The organism is Providencia sp. R33, assembly GCF_019343475.1.
In the GTDB taxonomy this organism is placed as follows: domain Bacteria; phylum Pseudomonadota; class Gammaproteobacteria; order Enterobacterales; family Enterobacteriaceae; genus Providencia.
The window spans coordinates 3,915,088-3,929,229 of record NZ_CP072453.1 but is presented as its reverse complement, the minus strand read 5'-3'; the positions used below and the strand labels follow the sequence as shown (position 1 = coordinate 3,929,229).

Here is a 14,142-nt window from a genome sequence, read left to right as displayed (position 1 = left end):
AATTAATGCCATTTTAGACAAGGCAAGAGGGTCGCCGCCTAGTCAACTACTAATGGGTTTTAGCAAGTCACTGTAAAGATCGGCTAAAACCCCATTGTCCGTGAATGATTTACGTATCCACTGAGTCACTTGCCCTGTAGCGGAATGCTGCGTGGCTAATAACATATTGGAATCTTGCCGCGGGTTTTGAATATTTTTGACCACTAACCGGCCACTCTTGGTATGCTCTTTCACCATATAGTCTGGCAAAAATCCGATCCCCTCGCCCAATATCTGGCATTGGCACTTGGTATTAAAGTCTGGCACCTGTATCGCTTCTTGCCCATGCAATAACCAGCCGACTCGTTTATTTATCGTGTCTGCGGTGTCTTCCACCATAATATTGGGGTAAAGACGCAACTGGCTTTCGGCAATAGGCTCTGGCATTAATGCGAGTGGGTGTGTTGCCGCAATGGCAAACTGCCAATGGATCGCCCCTATTTCCGTATAATCTATCCCCCCGCCATCCATTAATGTTCCCGGCGCACCAATCGCAATATCTGCATGGTTATTAATAATCGCATCCCACACGCCGTTATACACCTCAGTAGTGACGGTAATTTGGCAAGTGGCAAATTGCCTCTTTAAGATTTGCAGTAATTTAGCCGTATGGTAAGGGGTATATAAAAGTTGGTTAATACAGATACGTACTCGCGCTTCAATACCTTGCTCAATAGAATAAATACTTTTTTGAATGGAATGAAAGTTATTCAGTAAGTCCGTTGCTTTACGATAAAAATAATAACCCGCTTCCGTTAATTCAATATTGCGAGTGTCACGAATAAACAATGCAACATCTAAATAAGTTTCAATGCGCTTAATGGTATAACTCACGGCCGATGTCGTAATGCCTAACGCTTCTGCAGCTTTACTGAAGCTCGCAAATTTGGCTGCGGTGGTATAGGTCAATAAATTTTCTTCAGTAAAAATTGAGTTCATACTCGCCTTCCCAACGTGTTTTAATTTTAATCAAATTAGCTTTTTATGTGAATATTATTCAATAGATTGAAATTCAGGCTATTTTTCAATCGATTCTTAAATAGCTTAACAGAATAATTGCCAAGAAGAAGTGTTTTAATCTCATTTACCTTAAGTCGTCATTTAAACCACGAAAGCTGAAGGGCTATTAATAATCAAAATACTTAATATTATTGAATTAAATACCCAAACCAAGTATTAACATTTACCCTGATTACGATCAAATTAATCACAAATTTAACAATCACAAAACCTTCAATTTGATGTGCGTCACAGAACAGAATAATGACTTATTCTGATTTCCCATTTATCAAAAACAATCGATAAAAACGAGTAAAAAATAGGCAAAAAACTTCAAAAAAAGATAAAAAATAATGCGTACACGCACAAAAAAGGCTAATTATTGAATTCAATTCAACAATAGAGCCTCTCATTGATGAATTAAATTTAAATGGATTCTTTTTATTAATCGCAATTGGTATGCTCTAACCATCATAAATAATCTTTAAATTGTCTTTATCTATGTTGGCAATACTAATAAGCCAACCTAAGGGGAAAAGAATGACCACCAGCACACTCGCTCAAGAATTTTTAACTGCGGCTGAAAAAGGGCAATTAGAGTTATTAAAAAATTGCATTGAAAAAGGTGTGGATATTAATACCACCAACCGCCAAGGTCGTACTGCCATTGTGAATGCAAGTCTCAATAAACACTATGAATGTGTTTCTTTTCTGATTAATGCAGGTGCGGATATTGATAAACAAGACCAAACTTGTTTTAACCCATTTTTATTAAGTTGCTTGAATAACGACTTAACGTTATTACGCCTTGTGTTACCTGCAAAACCAAATTTAGATTTATTAACGCGTTTTGGTGGTGTCGGGATCACGCCTGCAAGCGAAAAAGGCCACGTTGAGATAGTCCGTGAACTGCTTGAAAAAACAGAAATTAACGTCAACCACACCAACTTTGTGGGCTGGACTCCGCTCCTTGAAGCTATCGTCTTAAATGACGGTGGCGAGAAGCAACAGCAAATCGTTAAGCTGCTACTAGAACATGGTGCCAACCCGCATATGACGGATAAATACGGCAAAAAACCGTTAGAACTCGCACGTGAAAAAGGCTATCACGAAATTGCTGAATTACTGGTTGCTGCTGGAGCGTAACTAAACCATATACTCTAAATAATTCAAATTGCATGTAGGCGACACCCATACAACTTGAAGTGTGACGAGTAGAGATAAGGAGGCACGTGAACGCATCCATATCCCATCGGCAAATATTATACGGGCTCACGGCTGATAACCATTTTCTCAACCTTTTACATCAGCCGCAGTCTTTAGGAAAAATAGAGCAGGTATTCAATAAAGCGATTAATTTTACGGTAGAGAATACCCTTTATACGTTACTTTGCTCTTCGTTAGATAATGCACCAAATAGTTGCCGATTAATAAATACAGACTTTTCTCTTTTAACATTAAAAGAAGGGGATCCTATTTATCTATCAAATAAAGAATGGAATATTGGTGAAAATTACACAATTTCATTTTCTTTATGTAAACACTGGCAACCGTTAACTATTAATTTTGATTCTAAGAAGTTAATTAAAGAAAACTATTTATTATATATAGCAAACCAAATTAAAAGTTTGGATTTTGTTTTACAGGATAACTCAAGCTCCCTATTTAATTATCAGGGCACAAACTTGTTTTATTTAACCGTATCAAAACAATTGATTCAATTACGTCTAAATCTCATTGAATCATTAATAAACAAAGACCAACAGAGTATTACCAAGATTATTAAGCAATTTGTTGGGTTAGGTATTGGGCTTACGCCTTCTGGTGATGATTATTTAGTTGGGTTAATGGCATTTTTGTTATTAAAAGGTCACCCCGCTTCAGCTTTATTCCCTGCGTTTTATCAAGGGATAACACAAAGCAAAAGCCAAACGACCCCCATTAGCGCCATCACGTTAGAAAAGGCCTTAAACCAAGAATATCGCGAAAATATGCAGCAATTAATTCAGTCATTAGTTGGTGCGCAAGAGACAAATATTTATCCACAATTTTTAGAGATTTTAAATATCGGGTCGAGTTCAGGCAGCGACATGCTATTTGGCCTTCGCGACGCTTTGTACCTCACTCACTATTTCGGAGAAAGATATGTCGACTAAAGTTGTCATAAAGAAAAATACCTATTTTGATTCTGTGTCATTGATGTCTATTTCAACTAAAGCCAATCAGCTCGATAATGTTGAGCAAGCTTTTGTTGCAATGGCAACGGAGATGAACAAAGGCGTTCTGCGTAATTTAGGGTTATTAACCACTGAATTAGAAGAAGCCAAAAATGGCGATTTAATGATTGTGATTAAAGGGCCAAGTGATGAAGCCAACGATGCAACATTAATTGCTATCGAAGAATTATTTAATAAGAAAAACCAAGGCGGCGGCTCCCATGAAGCAAAATACGCCACCATCAACTCCGCAAAAACGCACATCCCCGATGCCAACTTAGCGGTGATTTCTGTGAATGGGCAATTTGCCGCTCGTGAAGCGCGCATTGCGTTAGAAAATGACCTTAACGTCATGCTGTTCTCGGATAACGTCTCCATTGAAGATGAATTAGCTCTGAAACAGCTCGCCAGCAAAAAAGGCTTATTAATGATGGGCCCGGACTGCGGAACGGCGATTATCAATGGCACCGCACTGTGCTTTGGTAACAATGTACGCCGTGGCAGCATTGGTATTATCGGCGCATCGGGCACAGGTAGCCAAGAACTGAGCGTACGTATTCACGAATTCGGTGCAGGTGTCTCTCAATTAATCGGTACTGGCGGCCGTGATCTTAGCGAAAAAATCGGCGGGATCATGATGATCGATGCCCTGAAGATGCTTGATGCGGATGAAGAAACGAAAGTTATCGCATTGATTTCTAAGCCACCAGCACCGGCAGTTGCGAAAAAAGTGCTTGAGCAAGCTGAAAAATGCCATAAACCCGTTGTTGTCTGTTTCTTAGGTAGCCAACCTCTTCCTGATGATAAACCGGGGTTAACCTTTGCTCAAGGTACTAAAGAAGCAGCACTGAAAGCGGTTCTACTAACGGGTATTCGCAAAGAAGATTTAGACCTGCACCCACTGAATCTACCATTAATCGATGAAGTGAGAGCCAAACTCAAACCTGAGCAAAAATACATTCGCGGCCTGTTCTGTGGCGGTACGCTATGTGATGAGGCCATGTTTGCTGCGCTGGAAAAATATGACGATGTTTACAGTAATATCCAGCCAAACCCTGAATATCGCTTAAAGGATTTAAACAAAAGTATTGCCCACACCTTCCTCGACTTTGGTGACGATGACTTTACCAATGGTAAACCACACCCAATGATCGACCCAACAAACCGTATTGAGCGTTTACTGCAAGAAGCCCGCGACCCAGAAGTTGGCGTCATCATGATGGACTTTGTCCTTGGCTTTGGTTCTCACGAAGACCCTGTTGGCGTGATGATTGATGCTATCAAAGAAGCCAAAAATATCGCCAAAAAAGATGGCCGTGAATTAGAAATTTTAGGTTATGTACTGGGCACTGACCAAGACACGCCAAATATGGATGCGCAGGTCAAAATGCTGACTGACGCAGGTGTAATTTGGGCTAGCAGCAGCACGAATACTGGGTTATTGGGACGTGAGTTTGTGTGGAAAGGGGAGAAAGCATAATGACTACATTATTTAATCAACCATTAAGTGTCATCAATGTGGGTATTGAGATGTTCAGCGATGACCTGAAAAAACAACATGTTCCGGTGACACATTTAACATGGACGCCACCAGGACAAGGCAACGTTGCGGTTATTCGTGCTCTCGACCAAATCGAAGGAAATGCCGCGCTACAAGAAAAAATTGAAGCCGCTAACGCACAAGCTCTCGAACGCATTATTCAGTCTCAACCTGTATTAATCGGTTACGACCAAGCCATTAATGTCGTACCGGGTATGACTAAAAACACCATTTTACACGCAGGCCCGCCAGTGGAATGGAAAGACATGTGCGGTGCGATGAAAGGCGCAGTAACAGGTGCTTTGGTCTTTGAAGGTCTCGCGAAAGATTTAGCGGACGCTGAGCGTGTTGCCGCATCGGGTGAGATTATCTTCTCTCCGTGCCATGAACATGATTGCGTGGGCTCAATGGCAGGTGTGACGTCTGCATCGATGTTTATGCATATCGTTGAAAACAAAACTTACGGCAACCGCGCGTTCACAAACCTCAGTGAGCAAATGGCTAAAATCCTGCGTATGGGAGCAAATGACCAAAGCGTTATCGACCGTTTGAATTGGATGCGCGATGTATTGGGCCCAATGTTGCGTGATGCCATGAAGATCGTTGGTGAAATTGACCTGCGTTTGATGTTAGCGCAAGCATTACATATGGGAGATGAGTGCCATAACCGTAATAACGCGGGCACCACATTGCTTATCCAAGCACTGACCACGGGGATTATCCAAACTGATTTCTCTGTCGCACAGCAAAAAGACGTGTTTGATTTCGTCGCAAGTAGCGATTATTTCTCAGGCCCAACATGGATGGCAATGTGTAAAGCGTCAATGGATGCAGCACACGGTATCGAATACAGCACCGTGGTCACCACCATGGCTCGTAATGGTTATGAATTCGGCTTACGTATCAGTGGGTTACCAGGTTATTGGTTTACAGGCCCTTCACAGCAAGTTATCGGCCCAATGTTCGCGGGTTATAAACCTGAAGATTCAGGTTTAGATATCGGTGACTCTGCAATCACTGAAACCTATGGCATCGGCGGCTTTGCAATGGCAACAGCACCCGCAATCGTCGCACTAGTTGGCGGTACCGTAGAAGAAGCGGTGGATTTCTCTCGTCAGATGCGCGAAATCACACTGGGTGAAAACCCGAATGTGACTATCCCATTACTCGGCTTTATGGGTATCCCAACAGCCATTGATATTACGAAAGTTTCAGCTAGCGGTATTTTACCTGTCATCAACACAGCAATTGCCCATAAAGATGCAGGTATCGGTATGATTGGAGCAGGTATTGTTCACCCGCCGTTTGATTGCTTTGAAAAAGCGATGTTGGCTTACGCGGAAAAATACGCCTAGTTTCCATTTATAAAAATAACGCCTAACTTCGGTTAGGTAATAAAGTTAAAGAGACATATACCCTGATTAATTTTATTTGAAAAACAGTGCTGTAACTCAAAGCATAGAGGGACATACCCTAAATAATTTGAATTGCAGCTAGGCGGCAAGTAAACGAGACCCTAGGAGCATACATCAGTATGTAACTAGGGCGAGTGAATGCAGCCAACAACGCTGCAGTTCAAAGTATGACGGGTATACAGGGGAACACTTAAAATGAGTATACTTAATATAAAGTGGAAACGTGGTGACTTGGCGGCCTACTTCGGCTTAATGACCAATAACCTGACCAACCTCCTCACCATGATGGGCTTATTAATCTTCGTCGTTGGGATCCCATCCGAAATTGTTTACGGCCGTATCGCTCCCGCTTTTGGCTTCGCCGTTTTACTCGCCAGCATCAGTTATGCCTACTTTGGTCAGCAAATGATCAAGCAAACTGGTCGAAATGATGTGACTGCACTGCCTTCTGGCCCAAGTGCCCCGTCCATCTTCACCGTGACGTTCTTAGTTATCATGCCCGTGTACCAAACCACGCAGAATGCCGAGTTTGCCATTCAAATCGCCTTGGTTTGGTGTTTTGTGGAATCCATGATTTTAGTGGGTGGTTCATTCTTAGGTGAAACCATCCGTAAGATGATCCCACGTACCGTGTTGTTATCCTGTTTGTCTGGCTTAGGTTTACTGCTTCTGGCGATGAACCCAATGCTGCAAGCGTTTGAAGCACCGACCGTTTCTTTTGTGGTTTTACTGTTAATCTTCATTAACTGGTTCGGTAAAAAACCTATCTTTGCTCGCATCCCAACCGGTTTACTGCTGCTGATCGCAGGTACCGTATTAGCATGGGTTTCTGGCTTACAAAGTGCCGAAGCGATTAAAGACTCAATGGCATCATTTGGTTTTAACCCTCCAGGTATCCACATTGATAGCTTCTTCCAAGGTTTACCACACGCACTGCCATACTTAGCATCAGCGGTACCTCTGGGCCTCGCAAACTATATCTTTGACCTTGAAAACATTGAAAGTGCGCACGCCGCGGGTGATGAATACAACACACGTAAAGTCATGTTAGCGAACGGTTTATCTTCCACCGTTGGTTGCTTTATGGGTAACCCATTCCCTGTCACTGTTTACGTGGGTCACGCAGGTTGGAAAGCAATGGGCGCAAGCGTGGGTTATACCTTAGCATCCGGTATCACGATGTTTATCGTGCCGTTATTCGGTATCGGCGCATTCATGTTAGCCATTATTCCAATGACCGCTATCGTGCCAATTCTGGTATTTATCGGGGTTGTTACCGCTAACCAAGTGGTGCGAGAAACGCCGAAAGTGGAAGTCCCTGTTATCTTTATCTGCCTGTTCCCGTGGATCGCCAACTGGGCACTCACCATGGTGAATAGTGTGATGGGCGCCGCAGGCACCTCTGCAAGCGCGATTGGGACGGAAGTTCTGTTACACAAAGGCGTTTATTACCAAGGTCTTGTGCACTTAGGTAACGGGGCACCATTAGCCAGTATGCTGTGGGGTTGTATCGCTATCTTCGCTATCCTTAATCAACCATTACGTGGTGCGATTGCCGCAGCCGTGGGAGCCGTATTAGTGTTCTTCGGAATTATTCACTCCCCAGCGGTAGGAATTGCAACCGGTTCAACCTTGATGTTTGTTTACGCTTACCTCATGATGGCGGCTTTGTTTGTACTCAAGCATTTTTTAGATAGCCGTAAATCGGTTGAAGAACAACAAGCTGAAAAGTCTGAGAAGCTCAGCAAGTCAGTGTAACGTAGCCAACCTTGCCTAGTAGGTGTGCGCTGTACACCTACTATCCGAACTCTCTGTATCAGGAAATATTAACAATGAAAGAACTCGTGGTTGTTGCCATCGGGGGCAACAGTATTATCAAAGATAACAACAGCCAGTCTATCGAAGCTCAAGAAAAAGCCGTCCAAGAAGTCGCACACCATATTAGTGACATGCTTGAAGGCGACTACAACATTGTTTTGACTCATGGAAATGGACCTCAAGTTGGGCTGGATTTACGCCGTGCAGAAATCGCACATGAAACCGAAGGTTTGCCATTAACGCCCCTCGCTAACTGTGTTGCAGACACTCAAGGTGGGATCGGCTATTTAGTTCAGCAAGCACTCACTAACGTGCTAGCTAAACGCCATAATCGCCAAGCGATTACGGTTGTCACACAAGTAGAAGTGGATAAAAACGACCCGAACTTTAGCGCACCGACTAAGCCAATCGGCGCATTCTTCACGCAAGAACAAGCCAACGAGCTGCAACAAGCCAACCCAACGTGGCATTTTGTGGAAGACTCTGGCCGCGGTTATCGCCGTGTTGTTGCCTCTCCAGAGCCAAAGCGAGTGATTGAATCGAAAGCCATCCGCACCTTAACAGAGCACGATTATGTGGTCGTTGCGGCTGGCGGTGGGGGGATTCCTGTCATTGATAACGGAAATGGTGGATACAAAAGCGTTGATGCGGTAATTGATAAAGACTTATCAACTACGTTGCTCGCCAAAGAACTGAACGCCGATATTTTGATTATCACCACGGGTGTTGAAAAAGTGTGTATTCACTTCGGTAAACCAGAGCAAAAAGCCCTCGGAGAAACCTCCACCAGCGATATGCAGCGCTATATGGAAGAAGGCCATTTCCCTGCAGGTAGCATGTTGCCCAAAATTGAAGCAAGCCTATCGTTTATTGCCAACGGCGGTAAGCGTGTGATTATCACCACCCCTGAAAAATTGCCTGAAGCCCTACGTGGCGAAACCGGTACCCATATCGTTAAAGGGTAAATATTCAATTCGCGGATCTTCTCATCGGGATCTGCGAATTAACTGCCCATTTCACAGTTAAATTGCCTCCCAGATCGTTTGAACATGATCTGGGCGGTTAAGTGCCATCCAAAAAAGGAGTTTCTATGACAGCAGAAAGACCATCCGGCAGAAGAGAGTTCCTATCCACAGGCGCAAAAGTGGCTGCCGCTTGCACCTTGTTTGGCGCGATGTCGAGTATCGCCAATGCACAAAACGAACCCGCAGGGCAATCCACTATTTCAAGTATCACCGACAAGCACTACTACCTCGATGATGTGTTACTTGAAACAGGGTTTAATTTCCGCGATTCAACGGTAGTCGGTACGAAAACGGCCTTGCAAACCATTGAAATCGATCAGGGTAAAATTGTTGCGGTTCTACCGAATAAACAACATGCTAATAGCACCTTAAATGCCTATAGCGCACAGGGAAAATTGATGTTGCCTGCGTTTCGCGATATGCATATTCACCTCGATAAAACCTTCTACGGTGGCCCATGGCAAGCCCCTGCTTCTCGCGAAGGTAAAACGATTATGGATATGATCGCACTTGAGCAAAAAATGTTGCCCGAGTTGCAACCTTTCACCGAAGAAAGGGCGCACGCGCTGATCAACTTGATCCAATCCCAAGGATCCACCATTGCACGCAGCCACTGCAATATCGAACCTGTTTCTGGATTGAAAAATTTAGAAGCGCTACAAAAAGTATTGGCTGAGCATCAACAAGATTTAACCTGCGAAATTGTCGCGTTCCCGCAGCATGGGTTATTACTCTCTAAATCAGAGCCATTAATGCGTGAAGCCATGCAGGCAGGTGCTCATTACGTCGGCGGCTTAGACCCAACCAACGTCGATGGGGCGATGGAAAAATCCCTCGATTCCATGTTCCAAATCGCTTTGGATTACAATAAAGGCGTCGATATTCATCTACATGAAACCAGCCCTGCGGGTTTTGCCGCTATCGAGTATATGATTAAAACCGTGGATGAAAACCGCAGCTTGCGTGGAAAAGTCACCATCAGCCACGCGTTTGCGCTTGCTACACTTAGCCCTGAGCAAGCCGAAAAAACGGCAAAACAGCTAGCAGAACAACAAATCACCATTGCCTCGACCGTGCCGATTGGCACACTGCATATGCCATTGAAGACACTCAATAAAAATGGCGTATTTGTGATGACCGGAACCGATAGCGTGGTTGATCATTGGTCGCCATTTGGCCTAGGGGATATGCTGGAAAAAGCTAATTTATACGCGCAGCTTTATACCCGCCCTGACGAGCTTTCGTTATCACGTTCTTTAGCAATCGCGACTGGCAATATTCTGCCGTTGGATGAAAAAGGAACGCAGGTGTGGCCTGCAAAAGGGGACGATGCGAGCTTTGTGTTAGTTGATGCGTCTTGCTCCGCTGAAGCTGTCGCGCGTATTTCGCCAAGGCATGCTAGCTTCCATAAAGGCAACCTTGCCCATGGTGTTATGCAAAAATCTGGTGCGTAGCATAGCTATAAAACAAAATAGCGCCGACTGGCGCTATTTTATTGTTGAGTAATTTTTAATAACTTGAAAGATTAAATCTAATAGTTTTTGATTATCAACTGATTGCAGCACCTTGATGGGTTTCGTTTTTAACGCTGGGATCCCCACACGTAGTCGCAACGGCTCAAGACGGTAGCTTTTCCCTCTAAGTGCCCCTTGTAACTCAATATCCACTTGCTGCAATTCATAAGTCACCACGCTTTTATCCAATAACCATGCGACGGTTAATACATCGTGGATCCAACACCCAGCAAGCTGCCGTGTTGCTCGCGAATAGTCTATCCATGGTCGCATGGTGCTCACCAGAAACTGGCTCAATGGCGAGGCGAGCTCAGCAAACCTATCGAGGTCGCTATGCACCATCTGGGTTTGTACCGTCACATCCATAGGAACTAACGTAATATTCGCGCCGCTGTTTAATACTGCATGAGCCGCTTCAGGGTCTAAACCAAAGTTAGTGTCTTTCACATAACCTGGCACATTAAAGACCGCACCCATAATAATAATTTCAGCCACATTTTCAGCAAGCTCAGGGAATAACTGCATCGCCATCGCTATATTGGTTAGAGGGCCAATGGCGATAATAGTAATTTTTTTTGGGTTTTCGCAGACTAATTTACCAATGCGTAAAGCCGCTTCAGGAATCGATTCAGGTAACACTGGCACAGAAGGAAGGTTGTCCCATAGATGAGTAAGCTTCGCTCTTTGTGCACCGTTGTCTAGTTGCTCCCGCCATGGCGCACTAGCTTCGATTAGGGCGGATGATGCGCCTCGATAGACGGGGATATTTTCGTTTAATGAGCGCACCAAATGGCTCGCAACATTATACCCCACGTTGCTAGGCGTATTACCAGAAACCGTGGTGATCATCTCTAACTGGATTTCAGGTGCCGCAATCGCAAGTGCAAGTGCGAGCCCATCGTCGACATTCGCGCCAGCAACCCCGTTACCCGGATCACAATCAATAATTACACGCATAATTTTCCCTGAAATATTAAATCGTTAACACCCGCAAGAGTGCCCAATCTGTAATTCAAACTCAACCTCACAGACGGCTTCTTTATATGGCCAGTTTTGTAAGATGTGTATCGCTTTTTCAGCAATTTTATCAACGGGTTGGCGGACGGTTGTCAGCGTAGGAACCGTATACTCAGATTGAACGGTACCGTTAAAACAAACCAGTGCAATATCCTCAGGGACTCGTACTTTTAGCTCCGCTAACGCCTTTAAGCAACCGAAAGCCTGTAATTCATTCGTCGCAAAAATGGCCTCTGGTAAACCGACTTTTTGCATTTGATAAATCGCCTGATATCCCCAATCACGGGAGTATTCTCCCGCTAAAATCCATTTTTGCTGCACTTCAAGGCTTGATGTTTCTAACGCTTCTTGCCAGCCGCTCAAGCGGTCTTGCGTATTGAGCATTTCATTTGGCCCGCAAATAATGCCAATATTTTTATAACCATGCTCTATCAAATGGCGGGTGATTTTATAAGCCGCGAGTTTCTCATTCACTTGAATAGTGCTCACACCTTCAGAGGCTTCTACCCTATCAAGCATCACACATGGCGTACCTGACGACTGAATCAGGTCAATATAAGGATGCCTATCAACACTGGTGTAAATCAGCCCTTCAACTTGCCGTAACAGCAAATTATTGATTAACTCTTTTTCACGAGCCCTCGAGTCGCCAGCATCCCCAAGTAATAAAACATGGCCATGTTTAAAGGCTTCCCGTTGTAGTGCATGGGCTATCGAAGCCAGAAAAGGGTTGGAGATATCAGGGATCACTAACCCGTAAGTCTGCGTGCTGCCTGATGCAAGTGCTTTGGCAATCCCATTGGGGCGATACCCCGTTTTCTTGATTGCCGCTAACACTTTTTGTTTTGTCGCTTCCGCAACAGGGCGGGGGCCGTTATTAATCACATAACTGACCACCGCAACCGATGTTCCCGCTTCGCGGGCAACATCTACCCGCGTCACTTTACGGCTATTTGCATCAGACACTCTGCATTCCTTATTCTGTTACCCTTATTTTCTCCAAAGAATAGCAGTCGTCTGGGCTTTTATATACCACTTATATGGCATCTTCAGGCAAGTTAAGGTCACGACCTCGCGTTTCTGGTGCAAAGAATGTTGTCACAAGCCCAATACACGCCATTCCCATAAAGTAAATCGCAATTGGCCACCAATGCCCTGTCCAAGACAATAATGCCGCAGCGACCAGAGGCGCTGTACCACCCGATAAAATAGAACCAAGTTCTTTAGCAAATGCCATTTTTGTGTAGCGGTTACGCACACCAAACAATTCAACACCCCATGCCGCTTGTACCCCGAAAATACCCAGTGATGCTAACCCCATTCCAACCACAATCGTTGGGATAACAATCATTGGCTCACGGGAATCGAGCAACATAAATGCAGGTACGGCATACAACATCAATAAGAAACAGAACCAGCGGTAAACAATACGGCGACCAAATCGGTCAGATAACCAACCCGCAAATGGAATAATGGCAAACCCCAAGATTGATGCGATTAATACCGCAGTAGTGGGAACGGATTTCTCTACCAGCAATATTTTTGTGACGTAGCCAATAATAAAACCTTGAGCAAGATAAGACGGGCCATTCTCGCCAATTCGCAAGCCAACCATTGTCCAGAATGCTCGCGTTTTCTGCCAAAATGAGCGGTTATCAACAGCATGGATGATAGTGTCTGATTCCAATGCTTTACGGCGCTCTTCTGCGAGCAATTCTTTTTGGCGTTCAAATACGGGGGTTTCGCGCATATGTTGGCGAATAAATAACGCAGCTAATGCAATTAAAATACTGCCAAGGAACGGAATGCGCCATCCCCATGACATTAGGCTCTCTTTGTCTAATTGCAATACAATCAACCAAATCATTGATGCCAACAATGTGCCACTGTTTGATCCCAATGCGATGATTGAAGATACTAAACCGCGGCGCTTCACTGGAGCATATTCCCCGAGCATCACGGTACCACCCGATAGTTCTGCGCCCGCCCCTAAACCTTGAGCAAAACGTAAGATGACCAAGCATACGGGAGCCCAAACACCAATTTGGGCATGGCTAGGGATTGCCCCAATAAGCGTAGTGGATAGGCCCATCAGCGCAATGGTGATCACCATGACCATTTTCCGCCCATGTTTATCGCCGAGCCACCCAAAAAACAGTGCACCAATCGGACGAGCAATAAACCCGACAGAATAGGCTGCAAAACTTGAGAGTAATGCCATAATCGGTGTCGCATCAGGGAAGAAAACATCACCGAAAATGATACCTGCAGCTAAACCATAAAGAGCAAAATCCGCATACTCCATGGTTGTTCCTAACCAACATGAAAAAATCGCCCGACGGAAATCTTTCTTCCCTTCAGGCGTATTTAACCGCTCTTGTGCAGCTTGTTGATTAGTCTCAACATTTGATTGTGTGACCATAGTCATAAACCCTTGGTGTTGGCGCAAAGCCGATTAATCAAAAAATGTAGCTTGTGGTTTTATTTACTTAAAGCATAGTCTACGCGCGTAGAATTAAGCAAACGAGGTAATCCTATTTTGTGAGCGTTATCACTTGA

General features: G+C 44.3%; 11 protein-coding genes. 7 read left to right on the top strand and 4 right to left on the bottom strand.

Annotated features, from left to right (window positions below):
* Window positions 1-42: 42 nt before the first annotated feature.
* Window positions 43-978 carry a LysR substrate-binding domain-containing protein gene (locus J6836_RS18455; protein WP_219245322.1) on the bottom strand — a complete coding sequence of 312 codons (936 nt, stop codon included), beginning with the start codon at window positions 976-978 and terminating at the stop codon, window positions 43-45.
* 600 nt (window positions 979-1,578) lie between these two features.
* Here J6836_RS18455 and J6836_RS18450 point away from each other — a divergent pair.
* From J6836_RS18450 to J6836_RS18420, 7 genes are all read left to right on the top strand, one after another.
* The gene (locus J6836_RS18450; protein WP_219245321.1) at window positions 1,579-2,184 is read left to right on the top strand and encodes an ankyrin repeat domain-containing protein; all 606 of its coding nucleotides are present in this window, start codon (window positions 1,579-1,581) and stop codon (window positions 2,182-2,184) included.
* An 86-nt stretch (window positions 2,185-2,270) separates the two neighbouring features.
* A complete protein-coding gene (locus tag J6836_RS18445; protein WP_219245320.1) occupies window positions 2,271-3,194 on the top strand; it encodes a DUF2877 domain-containing protein in 924 nt (307 codons plus the stop codon).
* On the top strand, window positions 3,184-4,734 hold the full coding sequence (gene fdrA / locus J6836_RS18440; protein ID WP_219245319.1) for an acyl-CoA synthetase FdrA: 1,551 nt from the start codon (window positions 3,184-3,186) through the stop codon (window positions 4,732-4,734). Before J6836_RS18445 ends, fdrA begins: the two co-directional genes overlap by 11 nt.
* Window positions 4,734-6,149, top strand: a complete 1,416-nt coding sequence (locus tag J6836_RS18435) for a DUF1116 domain-containing protein (protein ID WP_219245318.1) — start codon at window positions 4,734-4,736, stop codon at window positions 6,147-6,149. Before fdrA ends, J6836_RS18435 begins: the two co-directional genes overlap by 1 nt.
* Before the next feature lie 255 nt (window positions 6,150-6,404).
* On the top strand, window positions 6,405-7,967 hold the full coding sequence (locus tag J6836_RS18430; RefSeq protein WP_219245317.1) for a solute carrier family 23 protein: 1,563 nt from the start codon (window positions 6,405-6,407) through the stop codon (window positions 7,965-7,967).
* Between the two features lie 74 nt (window positions 7,968-8,041).
* On the top strand, window positions 8,042-8,992 hold the full coding sequence (locus tag J6836_RS18425; RefSeq protein ID WP_219245316.1) for a carbamate kinase family protein: 951 nt from the start codon (window positions 8,042-8,044) through the stop codon (window positions 8,990-8,992).
* Window positions 8,993-9,117: 125 nt separating this feature from the next.
* Window positions 9,118-10,506, top strand: coding sequence for an amidohydrolase family protein (locus tag J6836_RS18420; protein ID WP_219245315.1), 1,389 nt, complete (start codon window positions 9,118-9,120; stop codon window positions 10,504-10,506).
* Between the two features lie 33 nt (window positions 10,507-10,539).
* Here the strand turns inward: J6836_RS18420 and J6836_RS18415 are convergent, their stop codons facing one another.
* The 3 genes from J6836_RS18415 to J6836_RS18405 form a co-directional block, all read right to left on the bottom strand.
* A complete protein-coding gene (locus tag J6836_RS18415; protein WP_219245314.1) occupies window positions 10,540-11,523 on the bottom strand; it encodes a nucleoside hydrolase in 984 nt (327 codons plus the stop codon).
* 24 nt (window positions 11,524-11,547) lie between these two features.
* A complete protein-coding gene (locus J6836_RS18410; protein ID WP_219245313.1) occupies window positions 11,548-12,549 on the bottom strand; it encodes a LacI family DNA-binding transcriptional regulator in 1,002 nt (333 codons plus the stop codon).
* 70 nt (window positions 12,550-12,619) lie between these two features.
* Entirely contained in the window at window positions 12,620-14,005 is a 1,386-nt protein-coding gene (locus tag J6836_RS18405) for an MFS transporter (protein ID WP_219245312.1), read from the bottom strand.
* Between the last annotated feature and the right edge of the window lie 137 nt (window positions 14,006-14,142).

Bases quoted from the DNA above. Each gene is read 5' to 3' on its own strand.
- J6836_RS18455 (WP_219245322.1), bottom strand. From the start codon at position 978: ATGAACTCAATTTTTACTGAAGAAAATTTATTGACCTATACCACCGCA.
- J6836_RS18450 (WP_219245321.1), top strand. From the start codon at position 1,579: ATGACCACCAGCACACTCGCTCAAGAATTTTTAACTGCGGCTGAAAAA.
- fdrA (WP_219245319.1), top strand. From the start codon at position 3,184: ATGTCGACTAAAGTTGTCATAAAGAAAAATACCTATTTTGATTCTGTG.
- J6836_RS18435 (WP_219245318.1), top strand. From the start codon at position 4,734: ATGACTACATTATTTAATCAACCATTAAGTGTCATCAATGTGGGTATT.
- J6836_RS18430 (WP_219245317.1), top strand. From the start codon at position 6,405: ATGAGTATACTTAATATAAAGTGGAAACGTGGTGACTTGGCGGCCTAC.
- J6836_RS18425 (WP_219245316.1), top strand. From the start codon at position 8,042: ATGAAAGAACTCGTGGTTGTTGCCATCGGGGGCAACAGTATTATCAAA.
- J6836_RS18420 (WP_219245315.1), top strand. From the start codon at position 9,118: ATGACAGCAGAAAGACCATCCGGCAGAAGAGAGTTCCTATCCACAGGC.
- J6836_RS18415 (WP_219245314.1), bottom strand. From the start codon at position 11,523: ATGCGTGTAATTATTGATTGTGATCCGGGTAACGGGGTTGCTGGCGCG.
- J6836_RS18405 (WP_219245312.1), bottom strand. From the start codon at position 14,005: ATGGTCACACAATCAAATGTTGAGACTAATCAACAAGCTGCACAAGAG.